This is a genomic window from Plantactinospora sp. GCM10030261, from assembly GCF_042666615.1.
GTDB lineage: Bacteria > Actinomycetota > Actinomycetes > Mycobacteriales > Micromonosporaceae > KBS50.
On sequence record NZ_JBHTDD010000012.1, the window covers coordinates 152,904 to 170,619 of the forward strand.

The window sequence follows — 17,716 nt, forward strand, 5'->3', positions numbered from 1 at the left end:
GCCCAGGGCGGGACCACGGTCGACCATCCCCGCGTGTACGCGTACAGCGCGGTGACCGCGACGCCAAGCACGGCGCCACCAGCTCGCCGAGGGCCGACAGCAGCAGCGACTCGGCGAGGAACTGGCGGGGTTGGCGGTCCCTTTCGTTGGTGTCGGGTAGCGATTACCGGGCCGGTGCCGGGGTCCAGGTCCAGCCGTCAGCGGACGTGTACGACAGACCGGTCCGCCGGTCGGTGGTGTGGTACGAGCCGTCGACTCCCCGACGCACGGGATTGGCCCGGCCCGGCAACCCCGGCGGTGACGCCTGCCGGTACCGCCGTTCGCCGGGGCCGACGGCCCAGAACCGGCACCCGTCGCCGTCGCCAGCCGGCACCGGGGCCTGCTCGCACCAGACATGCCTTCCCTCAGCGGTCATCCAACCGGGATCGGCGCCACCGGACTCGCCGAGCGGGATGGCGTCGGTGTCCAGCCGTCGCCAGTTGTCGCCGGGTTCGGCGCGGTAGACGACTGGCCGCTGGCGCGCCAGGGTATCGATGACGAGGTAGCCGGTCGAGCCGCTGCCGGTGGCCATCGACCGCCAGTCGCACCCGCCGGGCAGGCAGTCGGCCGGTTCGGTGAAGACGCGGGTGGACCAGGTGCGGCCCCGGTCGGCGCTGACCGCCACCGCCGGCCGGCCCGACCCCGGGTCGGCACCACTGACCCGCAGGAAGCCGTCCTCGGCGTCCGGGAAGGACACGGCCAGCCCGTTCGTGGTCAGCTTCAGCGGAGGTGCCGTGGCCAGTGCGGCCAGCCCGCCCGCGGCCGGACCGACGGCTGCCAGGCGGCAGGTGCCGGTGCCGGTGCCGGTGTTCGCCAGGCACGTCACCGCGGCTCCGGCCGGCACCTCCCGTACCGCCGGCCGGACCGGCACCGGTTCCCATGACCGTCCCCCGTCGACGCTCGTCAGCAGGGAGGTGTGGGAATCCGCGTCGGCCGGGGCGGCGAGCAGGGTGTCCCGGTCGAGGACCGCGAGCCTGGCGACCGGGGCGGGGCGCCCCCGTTCGGTCCAGGTCCGTCCCCCGTCATCGGAGCCGACGACCCGCATCCACCGCTTGTCACAGGGGGGCGCGGGGCAGTGCAGCCGCCACCCGTACAGGCGGGTGCCGTCGACGCCGATGATGCCCTGCAGGTCCTCACGGGGACCGACCGGGATGTCCGGTGACACGGTGGCGTCGCCGGCCGGCGGTGCCGGGTTCTCGGGGTTCCGGCCGCCGTCCCACCGCGCCGCCGCGGTGGCGGTCACGGCGACCGTGACGGCAACCGCGACCGCCGCTGTCACGGTCCGCTGGTGCCGATGCCGGCGGCGACCGGCCGCGTACAGGTCCTCGGCCTCCACCCCGTGAACCGGTCCCGGCTCCCGTACCAGGTCCTCGAGGAGGTCCCGTAGCTGCGTCATGACGCCTCCCCAGCGCAGGCGGCCGCCGATGTCGTGCGGGCCAGTTCCGGCCGGATGACGTCGAGTTCGCCCAACACCCGCTTGAGTGCGGCCAGTCCCCGGGCCGTCTGGCTCTTCACGGTGCCCTCCGAGCAACGCAGTGTCGCCGCCGTCTCCGCCACGTCCAGTCCCTGGTAGAACCGGCAGATCAGGGTCACCCGCTGGCGTGGCGGCAGGTGGGCGAGGGCCCGGGCGAAGGCGAGTCGGCGGGTGACGGCCTCGGCGCTGTCCTGCCCGTCGTCGGTGTCCGGCGGATCGGCGTACGACCGTTCTCGCCGCCGCCACACCCGGCGGGTCTCCGCGAGGTACGCCCGGACCAGGCAGGTCCGCACGTAGGCGTCCAGCGCCTGCGGGTCCCGCACCCGGTGCCAGGACGCGGCCAGCCGGATGAACGCCGACTGGGTCAGGTCGTCGGCCCAGTGCCAGTCCCCGCACATCAGGTACGCCGCCCGGCGGACAATGTCCCGCCGGGCGGCGACGTACTCGCTGAACTGGCGCCGGTCCCCGGCCTCGTCACGTGGCATTCGGTTCCTCCCGCACAAGGGTGCGCGTCGGGAGGTGGATCGGTTGCACGCCCGGTCGAACGATTTCCGCTCAGCCGGGCGGCGGGTGCCGGCTTCAGTCGGAGCGCGGGGTCAGCCGGACCCGGCGCAGGGTCTGCGCGTTGAGCGCGACCACGATGGTGGACGCCGACATGAGCACCGCGGCGGCGGCCGGGCTCAACGCGAAACCGGCAAAGGCGAACACGCCGGCGGCGGACGGGATCGCGACGACGTTGTAGCCGGCGGCCCAGGCCAGGTTCTGGACCATCTTCCGGTACGCGGCGCGGGACAGCCGGGCGGTGGCGCTGACGCCACGCGGATCGGAGGAGGCCAGCACCACACCGGCCGACTCGATCGCCACGTCGGTGCCGGCGCCGATGGCGATGCCCACGTCGGCCCGGGCCAGAGCCGGCGCGTCGTTGACCCCGTCACCGACCATGGCCACGATATGACCACGGGACCGCAGGTCGGTGACGATGTCGTCCTTGTCGGCCGGCAACACCTCGGCGAAGACCTCGTCCACGCCACGCCGGAATCCCAGGTCGGCGGCGACCGATTCGGCCACCGACCGGGCATCGCCGGTGACCATCGCGATGGTGCGAACCCCGAGGTCGCGCAGTTCGGCGACGGCCTGACGGGCCTCCGGGCGTACCTCGTCGGCAAGGCCGACCGCGCCCAGCGCCGTCGGGGTGCCGTCGAGCCGAACGAGGTAGAGCACGGCCGCGCCGCGTGCGGACCACTCGGTCTCGGCGTCCCGGAGGTCGTCCGGGACCGAAGCGTCCAACTCCCGCAACAGCGCCGGGCCACCCACCGCGTACGCCGTCTCGTCGACGGTGGCGCGCACCCCGCGCCCCGGCAGCGACCGGAACCCGGTCCCCGTCGCCGGGCCCACCCGCTCGGCGGCGGCGACGATGGCGCGGGCGAGCGGGTGTTCGCTGTCCGCCTCGACGCCGGCGGCCAGCCGCAACACCTCGTCCGGATCGGTGCCGGTGCTGGCGGCGACCCCCACCACGGTGTGTGTGCCCCGGGTCAGGGTGCCGGTCTTGTCGAACAGCACGGCGTCGACGGTGCGCATCCGCTCCAGCGCCAGGCGGTCCTTGACCAGGATTCCGGACTTCGCGGCGACGCTGGTGGAGAGCGCGATGACCAGTGGGATCGCCAGCCCGAGGGCGTGCGGGCAGGAGATCACCAGGACGGTGATGGTGCGTACCACGGCCTCGTCGACGTCGCCGATCGCGGACCAGACGGCGAGGCTCGCCACGGCGGCCGCCATGGCCACGTAGAACAGCACCGCGGCGAACCGGTCGGCCAGCACCTGGGCCCGTCCCCCGGCGGCCTGTGCCTGCGCGACGAGTCGCTGGATGCCGGCGAGCGCGGTGTCCGCCCCCACGGCGTCGACGCGTACCCGGATCGCGGAGTCGGTGGCCACCGTGCCGGCCACCACCCGGTCGTCGACGCCGCGGGACACCGGCCGGGACTCGCCGGTAATCATGGACTCGTCCAGTTCGGCGGTGCCGTCCACGACGCGACCGTCGGCGGGCACCCGGCCGCCGGGCCGCACCAGCACGGTGTCGCCGACCCGCAGGTCGGCGACGGCCACCCGCTCCGGCGGCCCGCCGGAACTGATCCGTTCGGCGTCGTCGGGAAGGAGCGCGGCCAACGCGGCGAGGGCGCCGCGGGCCTGCCCGATGGCCTTCATTTCCTGCCAGTGGCCGAGCAGCATGATGGTCACCAGCGCGGCCAGTTCCCACCAGAAGTCCAGGTCGAACACCCGCAGGCTGGTGGCCAGCGAGGCGAGGTAGGCGACCGTGATGGCCATCGCGATCAGCAGCATCATGCCGGGGGCCCGGTCACGCACCTCGCGGACCGCGCCGGTCAGGAAGGGCCAACCGCCGTAGGCGAACACCACCGTGCCGAGCACCGGCCCGACCCACACCATGCCGGGGAAGTCGAGCCGGTAGCCGAACCAGTCCATCACCATGTGGCTGGTCACCACGATCGGCACGGTGAGCGCCAGGCTGAGCCAGAACTTGCGGCGGAAGATCTCCGGATCGTGCCCGGCGTGCTTGTCGTGCCCGGTGTGGCTGTTGTGTTCCGGTGTCATGCCATCCACCTCCGCCGGACACCATATACCCGGGAGGGGTATTTGGCACGGGTGATCGGCGAAGTCACACCGAGGCGGACGAACCCGGTTCAGCGGGGTATCGTCGGGCGGCGTGACAGGCACTCTGCACGCGCACTGCTCGTACTGTGGCACCGCCTATCTCGCCGGCGCGGCCTGGCCCCGGGTCTGTGCGGGCTGCGGCGAGACCTCCTGGCGCAACCCGCTCCCGGTCGCGGTGGCGATCCTCCCGGTGCGGACCGATACCGGTCTCGGCGTGGTGGTCGTCCGCCGCGACATCGAGCCCGCCCGGGGCATGCTGGCACTGCCGGGCGGCTACATCGAGCACGGCGAGGACTGGCGTTCCGCGCTGGTCCGCGAACTGTGGGAGGAAACCGGACTGGCGGCGGACGCGTCGGCGGTGCGCCTCTTCGCCGCGCACAGCGCCCCGAGCGGCGCGACCGTGAACATCTTCGGCGTGCTGCCGGCTCGGCGGATGGCCGACCTGCCGCCGTCAGCGCCGACCGCGGAGGCGACCGAGTGGCTGGTGCTGACCGAGCCCGTCGAGCTGGCCTTCTCCACCCACAGCGAGGTGCTGGCGAGCTTCCTCGATGGGTTCGATCAGGCGGCGTTGCCCACCGCCTGATCCCACCCCGTCCCGCTTAACGCTCCAGCTTGCCGTCACGACAGTGCGATGGCGCGGAGACCGGGTTGCACCGCACCGCCACACCCCCCGGCAACTCGGCGACGAAGTCACTGTCGTATCGCGCGGCCATCCCGACCGTCGGAAAATCTGTCGTGATCATCTGTGCGCCACCGCGGAGGGCGATCTCCACCCGACTGAACTCCTTCTCCTTGACCGTGCGAAGGGGCTCATCCGACCGGGTCCGCACGAGGTAGCCCCGTCGGACCAGGTCCCGGATGACGGCCTCGTTGACCAGCACGGTAGGAAGGCCGAGCGGCGAGGCCGTGTCCGCCGATCTTCGTGCGCCTGTCTGCATCGTGAACGACGCCGACGCCGCGTTGCCCGGCCGCCTTCGGACGAGCGCTCCGCGCAACCGCTACCTCGCGTGCCGACTTCGCTGCCCGGCCGCCGGGACGCCGTACCATCGGGCGATGCACGACGGCATCGCGCGGATCGTCGCCCGGATGGAAGCGGGTCTCAACGAGCTGGACACGGGCGACGCACGGCGGTTCTTCCACGAGACGTACCTGCGGACCACCCGGGCGGTGGTCGACGAGATCGACCGGGGTCGGTTCGCCGACAGCGCCTGGTTGCGTCGGTGGAACGTCGAGTTCGCGGAGTTGTACCTGACCGCGTTCGTCGCCGACCAGCGCGGCACACCGGTGCCGGGCCCGTGGCGGGTCGCCTTCGACACCGCCCGGCAACGACCCGACCTGCCGCCGCTGCGACACGTGCTGTTGGGCATGAACGCCCACATCAACTACGACCTGCCGCAGTCGCTGATCGCCGTGATCAGTCCGGCGGAGTTCGCCGACCCGGAGGTCCGCCGCACCCGGCGCGAGGACCACACCCGGGTGGACGCCGTGCTGCTGCGCCGGATCACCGATGAGCAGGTGCGGCTGAGCGGGACCGGCCGGGTCACGGTCACGGATCGGTCACTGGCGCCGCTGAACCGGCTGGCGACAGCCCGGCTGCTCACCGAGGCACGGGCGAAGGTGTGGCGCAACGTTGACGTCCTGGACCGGGCCCGCCGGGATGGTCCAGGACGGTACGCGGCGGCGTTGCGTCACCTGGACGCCGCCGCCACGGCGAAACTCACCGAGCTGACCGCCCCCGGGCAGGTGCTGCTGCGGCTGGCCCGCCGGGGCTTCGGTGTGCTGCTGCCGGAGGCATGACCCGGCCCCACGGCTTGAACACCGACAAGACGTACGCGACAAGCAGCGCCGCCGGTGACACGATCGGCGGGAACACGATGTCGCCCGGCGTCCAGGTGATCCCGGCGCCGGCCGCCAGGGCCCGGCCGGTGGCCGCCGCCTCCGCGACGCCGGTGCGCAACGCGAACAGGACGAGCAGGCACAGCACGATGTTCAGTACCAGCTTGACCAGCACCCACCAGTAGCGCACCAGGCCGTACTTGCCGCCCAACCCCAGCAGGATACCGGTGGCCAGGGACAGTGCCCCGGCGACGAACATCGGCCAGACGGTCACCAGTTCCAGTGCCTGCAACGCGAATCCGCGGGTGCCCTGGTCGTCGGTGCCGACCGCCGTGAAGACCAGCACCGCCATCGCGGCGTCCAGGCCGAGCCAGACGCCGGCCGCGAGGATGTGGGTCAGCAGCACCGTCTTGCGGGTCCGGCCGCCAAGCCGCCGGGCCCTTGTCCGTGGGTACGCGATCGTCGTTGTGGTCATGTCCCCAGCCTCGGCCGGGTGGCGGCGCGGGACGTCCGGCGGCAGGCGGCTTTCCCGGTACGCCCGACGACGTACGCCCGCGGGTTGGGAGCCGCGCTCGGCGGACCCCACGCGTCGGCCGGCGCGCCCAGCGCCGCCGCCTCCCGGGCGGTCACGGTGTCGTCGACGGTCAGGGCCATCCGGCCGGTGGCCGCGTCGACGCCCCACGCGGTTCCGGGGGTGCGGACGGCGGCGAGCAGGCTCGCGGCGTCGGGGCGGACCGCCGGCGGGGCCGCGCCGGCCGTCGCCGGTGCGCCGAGCAGGAGGGCGGTGGCCCCGTCGAGCAGAGTACGCTCTCACGGTGCGGCGGCCGGGGTCTCACCTGTGTGGCTCGTCGCGGCGGCGCGATCCACGGATTGTCCGGTGGCCCGCTACCGGCGCGGCACTCCGAGGTCGGGCTTCCGATAGTCGCAGACGCCGGTGGGGAAGATCTGCTCCAGCCGGTCCCGTTCGGCGGGGGTGGGTCGCCACTGGCCGTACACGCCACGGGCGATCGCCGCCGCCACGCTCTGCCGCTGACAGGCGAACACCCCGCCCTCGATCGGTCCACCGGCCACCGTCCGGGACGTGCCGTACACCGGGAAACGCTCGGTGCAGGCACCGGGCGGCGCGTCGTTCAGGATGCCGTCCCACACCTGGGGCCCGGCGGCGATCTGGTCGCCGGTCGTGGTGAAGCAGCGGTCGGTGGCCAGCGGCGGCTTGTTGCCGGCCACGCCGCGCCACGGTCGGGCGTGGATGTTTGTCATCCACTGGTCCATCACGGCCAGCGCCTCCGGCGTCTGGTCGAACTGTTCGGACGGCCGGGCGTCGGTGAACCAGATGACCTGGTTGGCGGCGTCGCGGTCGTGGTTGAGCATTCGCTGCCGGCTGGCGAAGGACTGGTGGGTGTTGTGCATGTCCAGTTCCTCTTCGAGGTAGTGCCGCCAGTCGATGATCGGAAGATCGATGTCGCCCCGGAACACGATCCCCGACCGGTACGCCGCCGCCATGGCCCACCGGTCGCCCGTGGTACGCGGTGCCGGCGTGACGCCGTCGTCCGGCGACAACCGCATGTTGCGGGCGCTCCACGGGTCGAACTGCGCCGGATCGGCACAGGCGTCCCGGACGAACGGGCAGCCCTCCGGCACCATCTGCGCGGACGGCCGCCAACTGCCGACCCGCGCGTTCACGTCGAGGAACTCGGCGGGGGTGAGATAACCGTCACGCAGCGCGGCCAACCCGTACTGGACACCGACGTTGTCCCACGCGGACCGCGCGTAGCCGTCCGGACCGACACCGTAGACCGTGCGCAGGTCGTCCCAGTGGGTCCATCTCACGGTCGTCATCACGCCCGGCGGATCCATCAGTTCCCACAGCGGGTGCGGCACCTGGAAGGTCGGGTTCATGGCCAGCGGGGTGAGCCCTCGCCACCCCTCGACGCACTCGTCCGACCCCGGCTGGCCGCCCCGGTACGGGTTGGGCACCGTGTTGCTGCCGTGCATACCGATCAACCGGGTCCGGTTGGTCCAGTCCCGCCACTTCGGGTTCGCCGCGTCGGTCACGTCCATGTAGTACTCGAGCAGCTCGCAGTCCCCGACGTGGATCGTCTGGGTGACCATGTCCGGGTACGAGTACTGCGGGATCGCCGCGTCGATGACCCGGTTGCCGTGGTTCTGGCCGTAGACGTACTGCTGGATGCCGCCGCCCGAGCCGCCCACGCCGACCGTGTAGCGCGGCACCCCGTGCGTCTCGATGAAGTGTTCCTTGACCATCAACGCGGTCTCGCCGCCGAGCACCAGGTTGTAGTGGGTCGCGGTCCGGGTGCCGGTGGAGTACAGGACGGCGTACCCGCGGGCCAACCCGTCGTGGTAGAGCGCGCCGCCGGGCAGCGAACCCTGGTCGTGGCCGATCGCGACGCCGCCGTCGAACCGGAAGACGACCCGCCCGTTCCAGGCCGAGTCGTCCGGCCCGGTGCCGGCACGCCCGGTCGCCACCTCGGCCAGCGGCGCCAGCATGGCGATGCTGTAGATGAACCGGTTGATGGTGCCGCGTTCCCGGCGGACCACGTAGTCGACGGTGCGACCGTCGATGATGGTCGTGGTGGTCAGGTCCGCCGGTCGGCTACCGTCGGCGGGCAGCGGCTTGAACGTGTTGTCCGCCGCGCGGTAGAGGTAATCCACCACGGTGGGCGCCGCGCAGTCCCGGCTCCAGCCGACCACCCGATCGGTCTTCGTCCCGTCGGGGTTCGTCGCGAACACCCGCATGCCCTGCCGGTCCTGGTTGTCCACCAGCGGCTGGCCCAGGCCGGCCGACTCGGTGCGGCACAGGAACGGGTACTGCCGAGGGCCGGAGAAGACCGGACTGTCGCCGTGGTTGACCAGCCGCAGCCGGGCGTCGGCGAAGCGCGCGGTCGCCCGTACCGTGTTGGGTCCGTCGGACAGGCGAGCGACGCGTCCCGTACGCGACCGGCCGTCCGGATCGACCGGCAGGGCTGCCGTGACGTCCGTACCGTTGACCGTGATCCGGACATCGCGGGGTCGCACCCGCGGGCCGAACCGCACCCGGATCAGCGCGTCGTCACCGGTCACCTGGTCGGGACGGCTGGACAGCACCTCGATCCGCAGCCGCTCGCCGTCGGTGGCGCTCGCCGGCCCAGCGGCGCCCACCGGCACCACCAGCAGCGGGATCACGACTGCCAGGGCCAGTCCCCGGAGGCACCGGCGCCGGGGGTACGGGGGGTTCGCTCCGGTTGTCTCGTCGACTCGCACGGTCGCCTCCGCCCTGCCCGCGATCATAGATCTCCGACGATTGCACGGGGCGCGGCGCTTGTCGAGGGTGGACGATCGTGATCGGCGGGAGCGGATGCCGTCGCCAGGAATCCGATCATGGTAGGAATACCGGATGTCGCTCCCCTACGCACACGTACGCGGCTCCCGGCTGACCGCCGTGTGGAAATCTTCCTACCGGGCCATCTGCCTGGCGCTGGTGCTGCTGGCGATAGCGACCGCGTCGGCATCGGCGTCGGCATCGGCACCCACCGCACCAGTCGCTCGCACCCACCCGGCCACGGCCGGCGCCGGGTACACGTCGTACGACGTGGGTTTCGCCGAGGGGTCCGGGCTACACGACGCGACCCTCGCCCGCCGGCTCGACGGCGTGGCGGCCTACCTGCCCGGCGGGTCGCCGCTGCTGCGGGTGGACCTGGACTGGTGGTACGTTCAGGACTGCCGGACCTGCGCGCCGCGCTGGGACCGGCTGGACGCCATCGTTGCGGCGGCGAGCAGCCGGGGCATCCGGATCCTCCTCGTGCTGGCCTACGCACCGCCCTGGGCCAACGGCGGACACGCGAACGACAAGTGGTTCCCCACCAACGACAGTGACTGGGTATCCATCGTGGACCGGACCGTCCGGCGGTACGCCGGCCAGATCTCCGCCTACGAGGTTTGGAACGAGCCGAACAACGCGGCCGTCGGTGACCATCCCGGATTCGGCAACTACGCGGGTGACCGGCGGTTGCGGTACTGGCAACTGGTCCGGCTCGCACACCAGCGGATCCACGCGGCCTGCGCCTCGTGCGTCGTGCTGGCCGGCGCGTCCGGCAGTGGCACTCCGGCCACCGCGACCAGTAACCCGAACGAGTCCGGCGGCTGGCTGGACTGGGCGTACGCCAATGGCTACGGCACCTCCTTCGACGCCGTCGCGCATCACCCGTACCCGGCGTGGAACTCGGGGTACGGGCCGGCCCGCCCCGAGTGTCAGACCCGGTGGTGGAACATGTTCGGTCCGCCCGGCGAGTCACCGGCCTGCGGCGAGTTGGCGTACCTGCGCTCGATCATGGTGAAGCGGGGCGACGGGGCGAAGAAGATCTGGGGCACCGAGCTGGGTTACCCGACCTCGGGCGGCGCACCGATCCCCCGGGCCACCGTGCGCGACCATCTGGTGCAGGCGGTGAGCATGTGGCGGTCGCTGAGCTACACCGGTCCGCTGTTCCTGTACTCGTATCGGGACGCCTGCACCACGGCGGCCGACCCGGAGTGCAACTTCGGCGTGGTCACTCGGGACTTCACCGAGAAGGACATCCTGTTCTCGGACCTGCGCGACGCGCTTACCGACGGGTGGCGGCCGGTCCTGGAAAGCGGCCAGACCATGCGCCGGTGGGCCGCCCTGCTCTCCCCCGTCGGCCACGAGCCGCGCTACCAGCTCTGGTTGCAGGGTGACGGCAACCTGGTGCTCCACGAGCGGTACGGCCCGGCGTACTGGGCGACCGGGACCCGGGACGGCGTGGCGCTGGAAAACCAACCCGACGGGAATCTCGTCCTGCGCCGGGCCGACGGCACCATCGCCTGGTCGACTGGCACGGCGGGCAAGGGCCCGGCACGGCTGATCATGCAGCACGACGGCAACCTGGTGCTCTATCGCGTCAGCGATGCCACGGCGATCTGGGCGAGCAACACCGTACGGGCCGGCTGACGGACACGCGCCTGGTCCGATGGCGGCGACACGAGTGTCGACAACGGGGTGCTGCTCTGCGGAGACCACCACCGAGCCGTCCACCACGAGGGCTGGCAGGTCCGGCCCGTTCCCGGCGGTCACCCGACGTTCATTCCCCCACCCTGGATCGATCCAGGGCGACGGCCTCGACGCAACTCCTACCGCCGACGATGCTGAGGTGTCCGGTCCGGCCCGGTCCGCTCGGCGCCGCTCGGCGCCGCACCGATCTCACGTTGCCGCGGGCAGCAGCGCCGCCGCACGGTCGACGGCGGCTGCCACGTCGTCGTCGGGCGGGTAGAGCAGCGCCCGGCCGACGACGAGGCCCCGCACGCCGGGCAGCCGCAACGCCCGCTCCCACCGCGCGTAGACGGCGTCCGGCCGCTCGACGGGGTCGCCGCCGAGCAGCAGCACCGGCAGCGTGGTCGCGGCCATCACCCGGTCCATGTCGTCGATCGCCGGCAGCTTCAACCAGGTGTACGCGCTGGTGGTGCCGAGCGCCTGGCCGATGCTGACACCCCTGACGACGGCCTCCGGTCGCGGGTCGACCTGGACCCGCCCGTCGACGCGGCTGACCCAGAGCGGCTCCACCAGGGCGACGGTCCGGTGGGCCGCGAGCGTGCTTACCGCGTGGGCGCACGCCTGGAGGGTCGCGGCGGTGTCCCGGTCGTCGGGATCGATCCGGCACAACATCTTGCCACCGTCGAACCGCATGGCTGCGATGGTGGCGGCGTCGTAGGCGGTGAACCGGTCGTCCAGCTCGAACGCGGTGCCGGCCAGGCCGCCCCGGTTCATCGAGCCGATGGCCAGCCGGTCCTCCAGGGCGTCGAGCAGCAGCAGGTCCTCCAGGATGTCCGGGGTGCCGAGCACCCCGTCCACACCGGGACGGGCCAGCGCCACGCGGAGCCGGTCCAGCAGATCGGCTCGACCCGCCATGGCCATCGGGCGGTCCCGCACGCCGAGGGACCCGCGGGCCGGATGGTCGGCGGCGACGAGGAACAACGGCCGCCCGTGGTCCGGCCACGGCCGGCGGATCCGGGCAGCGGCGGCCTCGGCTATCGCCTGTGGTCGGTCGGCGCGGGTGCGGGTGAGCGCGTGGTAGTCCATCATCCCGGAGCCACTCCTCCCGGCGCTGGAGCGTTGCGGGTGTTCCGAAGGCTGGCCGGCCACCGACGGCGGCGACAACGGCGAAGCCTATTCGTAACAAGGGCAGTGAGTCGTGTCAACACGTTGTCCTGACAACCGTGCCGCACACAGTAGTCACTTCGGTACAGTGTCGGCTACGTTCCCCGCCCGCGAGCGTGTCCGCCGCCGAGGAGGTTTCGTGACCGGTCCCGACATCGCGGTCGACCGGAGCAGCCCGGTCCCGCTGTACTTCCAGGTCGCGGAGCAGTTCGCGGCCGCGATCCAGCGCGGGGAGCTGGCCCCGGGCGACCGGCTGGACAGCGAGTTGCGACTCGCCGACCGGTTGGGCCTGTCCCGTCCGACGGTGCGGCAGGCGATCCAGCACCTGGTCGACAAGGGACTTATCGTCCGCCGCCGCGGGGTCGGCACGCAGGTGGTGCGCGGCGAGATCCGGCGCGCGGTCGAGCTGACCAGCCTGCACGACGACCTGCTCCGCGCCGGCCGGCAGCCGGCCACCTCGGTGCTCGAGCTGACATCGGTCGGTTGCCCACCGGAGGTGGCCGGTGCGCTCGGCCTCACCGCGGGCGCGGAGGTGCAACACCTGCGCCGGCTGCGGTTCGCCGACGGAGAGCCCCTCGCGGTGCTGGAGAACTGGATCCCACCCGCCGTCGTGCGGCTGAGCGTGGCAGCGCTCCAGAACAACGGCCTGTACGCGATCCTGCGCGCCGGTGGCGCGCGGGTGCGCGGGGCACGGCAGCGCATCGGGGCGCGATCCGCCTCCCTCGCCGAGGCGAGGGTGCTGGGTGAGCGGCGCGGTGCTCCCCTGCTGACCATGGTCCGGACCGCGTACGACGACCAGGGGCGCAACGTCGAGCACGGGGCGCACATCTACCGGGCGGCGCGGTACTCGCTGGAGGTGACTGTCGCGGAGCGGTGACCGGTGACCGGTGACCGGCGCAGAACCGCCCGTCGGGCACCGCCTGTTTCACGCTCGACCACCTGACAGGTATTTACGTCATCAGGCTGTCATGACATTGTGTCCAATACGTACGGCCGCCGATCTCCCCGGCGGGCGACGCGCGAGTCTCTTCGAAGTCGCTCCTTGCGAAGGGAAGCAGCCCATGTCAGCCAAGTCGAGACGCGCCGCCGGTGTGCTCGCCGCACTCACCGCCGTCGCGCTCACCGCCACCGCCTGCGGCGGCTCGGACGAGCCGGCGGGCAAGGACGCCAAGAACATCACCCTCACCATCGCCGACAACGCGATCGCCGGCGGTAAGAACGCCGCCGGTGCCGAGTGGATCGAGAACTGGGTGATTCCCAAGTTCGTCGAGGCCCAGAAGGCGAAGGGGGTCACCGCCAAGGTGACCTTCGTGCCCAGCGGCGTCGACGACGAGCAGTACAAGACCAAGTTGGCGCTGGACCTGCGATCGAAGGGTGGCGCCGACGTGATGTCGCTGGACGGCATCTGGGTCGGCGAGTTCGTCCAGGCCGGATATCTCAAGCCGCTGTCCGAGGTGGCCGGTGACCAGGCCGACAAGTGGGAGGGCTGGTCGCAGATCCCCGAGTCGGTGCAGGGCCTCGGCACCTTCGAGGACAAGCGGTACGCCATCCCGCAGGGCACCGACGGCCGGGTCCTGTTCTACAACAAGAAGCTGTTCGCTCAGGCCGGCCTGCCCGCCGACTGGCAGCCGACGAGTTGGCAGGAGATCCTCGACGCCGGCACCAAGCTCAAGTCGCTGCCCGGCGTGACGCCGATCCAACTCAACGCGGGCACCGCGATGGGTGAGGCAACCTCGATGCAGGGTGCCCTGCCGCTGCTGGCCGGCGCCGGCGGCGAGATCTACGCCGACGGTAAGTGGGCCGGCGCCAGCCAGCCGGTCAAGGACGTGCTCGACCTCTACAACAAGATCTACACCGGTGGCCTCGGCGACCCGAAGCTCCAGCAGGAGGCCAAGGGACGCGACAAGTCGTTCGCCGAGTTCGCCGCCGGCAAGATCGGCATCCTGGCGGAGGGTGACTACTTCTGGCGCGCCGTGGTCAATCCGGAGGACGGCATCGCCAAGATGGCCGACCGGGACACCACCGTCGGGTACGCGATGATCCCGGCCAAGCAGCCGGGGGCCGGCATCAAGGGGCAGGACTTCGTGAGCATGTCCGGCGGCGGGGTCCGGGTGCTCAACCCGAACTCGAAGTACCCGTCGCAGGCGTTCGAGCTGCTGGCGTTCATGCACTCGGCCGAGGCGACCAAGGCGCAGCTGGCCGGCGCGGCTCGGATCACCGCCCGGATGGACGTCAACAAGGAGGTCCTGGCCGGTGACCCGATGCTGAACTACGTCGCCGAGAAGGTGCTGCCGGTCACCGCGTACCGGCCGCCGCTGGCGGTCTACCCGCAGGTGTCGGTGGCGTTGCAGGAGGCGACCGCGGCCGCCGCCGGCGGCACCGGCCCGGACGAGGCCGCGACGGCGTACCAGAAGAAGGTCGAAGGGATCGTCGGTGGTGCGGACAAGGTCTCGTCCTGACGAGACGGAGGTGGCGGGGCGTCCGGTGACGGGCGCCCCGCCGGCCCCCGACGCCGCCGGGCTGGGTCGCGGCCGTGCCGCCGGGTTCCTGGTGCCGGGCCTCGTCCTGATCGTGCTCTTCCTGGTGGTGCCGGCCGTCTGGACCATCTATCTCGGCATCACGAACTACCGCCTCACCGGCCTGGCCGCCGCCAACCCGGAGATCGTCGGGCTGGACAACTACCTCAACGCCCTCGGCGACGAGCGGTTCCGCAGCTCGCTGGTGCTCACCCTGCAGTTCGTCCTGGGCTCCGCGGTGATAGGCCAGGCGGTGCTCGGCTTCGCCATCGCCTACGCGCTGCACAACCGGCGCGGTCCGATGCGCCGGGCGGTGGAGTGGTTCGTCCTGCTGGCCTGGATCCTGCCCAGCTCGGTGGTGGCCTTCCTGTGGATCGCGCTGCTCGACCGGGACGCCGGCACGCTGAACACGCTGCTCGGCATCCCGGGCACGGCCTGGCTGCTCGACCATCCGATGCTGTCGATCATCATCTTCAACACCTGGCGCGGCACCGCGTTCTCGATGATGCTCTACGCCGCGGCGCTGGAGAACGTCCCGCCGTCGCACCTGGAGACCGCCCGGCTGGCTGGTGCCTCGCCCTGGCAGCAGTTGCGCGACGTGATCTTCCCACGCATCCGCGGCCACATCCTGACCAACCTGCTGCTGATCAGCCTGTGGACGTTCAACGACTTCGCGCCGTTCCTGATCACCGCGGGCGGTCCGGAGAACCGGTCGGAGATTCTCCCGGTGTACGTGTACAAGGTGGCGCTCTCCGGCGGTGAGCTGGGCGTCGGTGCCGCGATCTCGTTCCTCATGCTGTTGATCAACCTGGTCATCGCGCTGGTCTACCTGCGGATGCTGGGCCGCCGCAAGGAGGCGACATGAGCGGGCCGGGAGGCGACATGAGCCGGGAGGTGGTCTGATGGCCCCGCGCGAGGTGCTGGCGTGGATCGGGCGCTACACCTTCCTCTCCCTGGTGCTGGCGTTCTTCGCGCTGCCGCTGCTGTGGCTGGCGACCGCGCCGTTCGACCGGACACCCACCATCAACGCGTCGCTGCCACAGTTCACCCTCGACAACTTCCGCGCCCTGCTGGACAACCCGTACGCCCTGACCTCGCTTGTCAACTCGGTGTACCTGGCGGCCGGCACGGCGGTGCTGGTCGTGACGTTCGCCGCGCTGGCGGCGTACGCGTTGAGCCGGGTGCGGGTGCCGGGCCGCGACGGGCTGCTGTACGGGCTGCTGCTGCTCTCCTCGATCGTGACCGGCACCGCGACAATGGTGCCGCTGTTCGAGCTGGCGTTCCGGCTCAACCTGATCGACTCCCGGCTCGGCGTCATCCTGATCATGTCCGGCGGGTTGCTGCCGGCGGCGATCTTCATCCTCAAGGACTTCATGGACTCGACGCCCACCTCGTACGAGGAGTCGGCGCGGGTCTTCGGCGCGAGCCCGTTGCAGATCATGCGGCACATCGTGGTGCCGGTGGTCCGGCCGGGACTGGCCACCGTGGCCGTGTGGGCGGTGGCGAACGTGTGGGGCAACTTCCTCGTCCCGTTCCTGCTGCTGCGCGGGCCGGACAAGGCACCCGCCGCCGTCATCATGTACACCCTCTACACCGAGGGCGGCCAGGCCGATCTGGCGCTGCTGTCCACCTTCTCGCTGCTCTACTCGCTGCCGGTGGCGCTCATGTTCGTCTTCGTCAGCAGCCGGTACGGATTCCGCTTCCACGGAGGGATCAAGCGCTGATGTCCGCCATCACCATGCGCGAACTGACAAAGGTCTATCCCGGTGGGGTCCGCGCCCTGGACGCGCTCGACCTGGAGATCGCCGACGGTGAGTTCTTCGCCCTGCTCGGGCCCTCCGGCTGCGGCAAGACCACCCTGCTGCGGACGATCGCCGGGCTGGAGGTGGCCTCCGGCGGCACGGTACGCATCGGCGACCGGGACGTCACCGCCCTGCCGCCCGGCAAGCGGGACGTCGCGATGGTATTCCAGGACTACGCGCTGTTCCCGCACATGACGGTCCGCGACAACATCGCCTATCCGCTGCGGATCCAGAAGGTGAAGCGAGCCACCCGGCAGGACAAGGCCGCCGAGACGGCCGCCGAGTTGGGCCTGTCACCGCTGCTGGAGCGCCGACCCGCACAACTGTCCGGCGGCCAGCAGCAGCGGGTGGCGTTGGCCCGGGCGATGGCCTGCCACCCGCAGGTCTTCCTGCTCGACGAGCCGCTGTCCAACCTGGATGCCAGGCTGCGACTGGAGGCCCGGACCTTCCTCAAGCGGTTGCAGCGGGAACTCGGCGTCACCACCGTCTTCGTCACCCACGACCAGGCGGAGGCGCTCGCCCTCGCCGACCGGATCGCGGTGATGGAGGGCGGCAGGATCCGCCAGGTGGGCACCCCCACCGAGGTTTTCCGCCGGCCGGCGAACACGTTCGTCGCCGGGTTCATCGGGTCGACGCCGATGAACCTCATCGAGGGCCGGGTGCGTGGCGACGAGGTGGTCGTGGCCGGGACCCGGCTGCCGGTGCCGGCGGACATGCGGGACGCTGTCGTCGACGAGGAGGCGGTGACCCTCGGGGTACGCCCCGAGTACCTCGACTACTCCGCCGAACCGGTCCCGGAGGCGCTGCGCGGACAGGTCGTAGTGGTGGAGAACCTGGGCAGCGTGTCGCTGGTGTCGCTGGACCTGCCCGCGGCCGGGGCCACCGCCGGCGAGGCCACCGCAGGCGAGGCCACCGCCGGCGCGGGGGCCACCGCCGGCGCGGGGGCCACCGCCGGCCCGGGGGCCACCGCCGGCCCGGGGGCCACCGCCGGCCCGGGGGCCACCGGCGAAGTCACCGCCGGGGAGGCCGCCGCTGACCCAGAGGTCTCACGGTCGACCAGCCTGCAGGTGGTCGTGCCGGAGGGCGGGGAGCCCGCCCCCGGCGACACCGGGTGGGTGGTCCCCCGGCCCGGCCGGACCCTGCTCTACCGGGACGGGAACCTGGTCACCGCGCCGGCCGCGGTGCCGCACCAGCCGATCGGCGTGGAGAGCTGAGC

The 17,716-nt window shown here is 71.9% G+C and carries 16 protein-coding genes; 8 read left to right on the top strand and 8 right to left on the bottom strand.

Annotation, left to right across the window (positions count from 1 at the left end; translation table 11 throughout):
- Positions 1-163: 163 nt before the first annotated feature.
- From ACFQUZ_RS16555 to ACFQUZ_RS16565, 3 genes are all read right to left on the bottom strand, one after another.
- Positions 164-1,435 (bottom strand): hypothetical protein, encoded by a 1,272-nt coding sequence (locus tag ACFQUZ_RS16555; protein WP_377443015.1) that lies wholly within the window; start codon positions 1,433-1,435, stop codon positions 164-166.
- Positions 1,432-1,998, bottom strand: coding sequence for an RNA polymerase sigma factor (locus tag ACFQUZ_RS16560; RefSeq protein WP_377443017.1), 567 nt, complete (start codon positions 1,996-1,998; stop codon positions 1,432-1,434). The genes ACFQUZ_RS16555 and ACFQUZ_RS16560 overlap by 4 nt, the downstream gene beginning before the upstream one ends.
- 94 nt (positions 1,999-2,092) lie before the next feature.
- On the bottom strand, positions 2,093-4,120 hold the full coding sequence (locus tag ACFQUZ_RS16565) for a heavy metal translocating P-type ATPase (RefSeq protein WP_377443019.1): 2,028 nt from the start codon (positions 4,118-4,120) through the stop codon (positions 2,093-2,095).
- Positions 4,121-4,232: 112 nt separating this feature from the next.
- Between ACFQUZ_RS16565 and ACFQUZ_RS16570 the strand changes: the two genes are divergently transcribed.
- Positions 4,233-4,763 (top strand): NUDIX domain-containing protein, encoded by a 531-nt coding sequence (locus ACFQUZ_RS16570; protein WP_377443021.1) that lies wholly within the window; start codon positions 4,233-4,235, stop codon positions 4,761-4,763.
- A 16-nt stretch (positions 4,764-4,779) separates the two neighbouring features.
- Here the strand turns inward: ACFQUZ_RS16570 and ACFQUZ_RS16575 are convergent, their stop codons facing one another.
- Entirely contained in the window at positions 4,780-5,061 is a 282-nt protein-coding gene (locus ACFQUZ_RS16575; protein WP_377443023.1) for a Ca2+-dependent phosphoinositide-specific phospholipase C, read from the bottom strand.
- 172 nt (positions 5,062-5,233) lie between these two features.
- Here ACFQUZ_RS16575 and ACFQUZ_RS16580 point away from each other — a divergent pair, with 172 nt between their 5' ends.
- Positions 5,234-5,977 (top strand): DUF5995 family protein, encoded by a 744-nt coding sequence (locus ACFQUZ_RS16580; protein WP_377443025.1) that lies wholly within the window; start codon positions 5,234-5,236, stop codon positions 5,975-5,977.
- Here ACFQUZ_RS16580 and ACFQUZ_RS16585 read toward each other — a convergent pair.
- The 3 genes from ACFQUZ_RS16585 to ACFQUZ_RS16595 all read right to left on the bottom strand — a co-directional run bounded on the left by ACFQUZ_RS16585 (position 5,898) and on the right by ACFQUZ_RS16595 (position 9,277).
- Positions 5,898-6,491, bottom strand: a complete 594-nt coding sequence (locus tag ACFQUZ_RS16585) for a hypothetical protein (RefSeq protein ID WP_377443027.1) — start codon at positions 6,489-6,491, stop codon at positions 5,898-5,900. The genes ACFQUZ_RS16580 and ACFQUZ_RS16585 overlap by 80 nt on opposite strands.
- Positions 6,488-6,817, bottom strand: a complete 330-nt coding sequence (locus ACFQUZ_RS16590; protein WP_377443076.1) for an alpha-lytic protease prodomain-containing protein — start codon at positions 6,815-6,817, stop codon at positions 6,488-6,490. Before ACFQUZ_RS16590 ends, ACFQUZ_RS16585 begins: the two co-directional genes overlap by 4 nt.
- An 84-nt stretch (positions 6,818-6,901) precedes the next feature.
- Positions 6,902-9,277 carry a DUF6351 family protein gene (locus tag ACFQUZ_RS16595; RefSeq protein WP_377443029.1) on the bottom strand — a complete coding sequence of 792 codons (2,376 nt, stop codon included), beginning with the start codon at positions 9,275-9,277 and terminating at the stop codon, positions 6,902-6,904.
- A 133-nt stretch (positions 9,278-9,410) separates the two neighbouring features.
- Between ACFQUZ_RS16595 and ACFQUZ_RS16600 the strand changes: the two genes are divergently transcribed.
- Positions 9,411-10,979 (top strand): hypothetical protein, encoded by a 1,569-nt coding sequence (locus tag ACFQUZ_RS16600; protein WP_377443030.1) that lies wholly within the window; start codon positions 9,411-9,413, stop codon positions 10,977-10,979.
- 249 nt (positions 10,980-11,228) lie between these two features.
- Here ACFQUZ_RS16600 and ACFQUZ_RS16605 read toward each other — a convergent pair whose 3' ends face one another.
- A complete protein-coding gene (locus ACFQUZ_RS16605) occupies positions 11,229-12,107 on the bottom strand; it encodes an aldolase (protein ID WP_377443032.1) in 879 nt (292 codons plus the stop codon).
- 214 nt (positions 12,108-12,321) lie between these two features.
- Here ACFQUZ_RS16605 and ACFQUZ_RS16610 point away from each other — a divergent pair, with 214 nt between their 5' ends.
- From ACFQUZ_RS16610 to ACFQUZ_RS16630, 5 genes are all read left to right on the top strand, one after another.
- Positions 12,322-13,059, top strand: coding sequence for a GntR family transcriptional regulator (locus ACFQUZ_RS16610; RefSeq protein WP_377443034.1), 738 nt, complete (start codon positions 12,322-12,324; stop codon positions 13,057-13,059).
- Positions 13,060-13,243: 184 nt separating this feature from the next.
- Positions 13,244-14,641 (top strand): extracellular solute-binding protein, encoded by a 1,398-nt coding sequence (locus tag ACFQUZ_RS16615; RefSeq protein WP_377443036.1) that lies wholly within the window; start codon positions 13,244-13,246, stop codon positions 14,639-14,641.
- A 25-nt stretch (positions 14,642-14,666) separates the two neighbouring features.
- On the top strand, positions 14,667-15,563 hold the full coding sequence (locus tag ACFQUZ_RS16620) for a carbohydrate ABC transporter permease (protein ID WP_377443038.1): 897 nt from the start codon (positions 14,667-14,669) through the stop codon (positions 15,561-15,563).
- A 37-nt stretch (positions 15,564-15,600) separates the two neighbouring features.
- A complete protein-coding gene (locus ACFQUZ_RS16625; RefSeq protein ID WP_377443040.1) occupies positions 15,601-16,422 on the top strand; it encodes a carbohydrate ABC transporter permease in 822 nt (273 codons plus the stop codon).
- Positions 16,422-17,714 carry an ABC transporter ATP-binding protein gene (locus ACFQUZ_RS16630; protein ID WP_377443042.1) on the top strand — a complete coding sequence of 431 codons (1,293 nt, stop codon included), beginning with the start codon at positions 16,422-16,424 and terminating at the stop codon, positions 17,712-17,714. The genes ACFQUZ_RS16625 and ACFQUZ_RS16630 overlap by 1 nt, the downstream gene beginning before the upstream one ends.
- Positions 17,715-17,716: the final 2 nt, after the last annotated feature.

Excerpts from the sequence above, each read along its gene's own strand:
- ACFQUZ_RS16630 (WP_377443042.1), top strand. The coding sequence starts at position 16,422 with ATGTCCGCCATCACCATGCGCGAACTGACAAAGGTCTATCCCGGTGGG.
- ACFQUZ_RS16625 (WP_377443040.1), top strand. The coding sequence starts at position 15,601 with ATGGCCCCGCGCGAGGTGCTGGCGTGGATCGGGCGCTACACCTTCCTC.
- ACFQUZ_RS16580 (WP_377443025.1), top strand. The coding sequence starts at position 5,234 with ATGCACGACGGCATCGCGCGGATCGTCGCCCGGATGGAAGCGGGTCTC.
- ACFQUZ_RS16600 (WP_377443030.1), top strand. The coding sequence starts at position 9,411 with ATGTCGCTCCCCTACGCACACGTACGCGGCTCCCGGCTGACCGCCGTG.
- ACFQUZ_RS16605 (WP_377443032.1), bottom strand. The coding sequence starts at position 12,107 with ATGATGGACTACCACGCGCTCACCCGCACCCGCGCCGACCGACCACAG.
- ACFQUZ_RS16555 (WP_377443015.1), bottom strand. The coding sequence starts at position 1,435 with ATGACGCAGCTACGGGACCTCCTCGAGGACCTGGTACGGGAGCCGGGA.
- ACFQUZ_RS16565 (WP_377443019.1), bottom strand. The coding sequence starts at position 4,120 with ATGACACCGGAACACAACAGCCACACCGGGCACGACAAGCACGCCGGG.
- ACFQUZ_RS16585 (WP_377443027.1), bottom strand. The coding sequence starts at position 6,491 with ATGACCACAACGACGATCGCGTACCCACGGACAAGGGCCCGGCGGCTT.
- ACFQUZ_RS16560 (WP_377443017.1), bottom strand. The coding sequence starts at position 1,998 with ATGCCACGTGACGAGGCCGGGGACCGGCGCCAGTTCAGCGAGTACGTC.
- ACFQUZ_RS16615 (WP_377443036.1), top strand. The coding sequence starts at position 13,244 with ATGTCAGCCAAGTCGAGACGCGCCGCCGGTGTGCTCGCCGCACTCACC.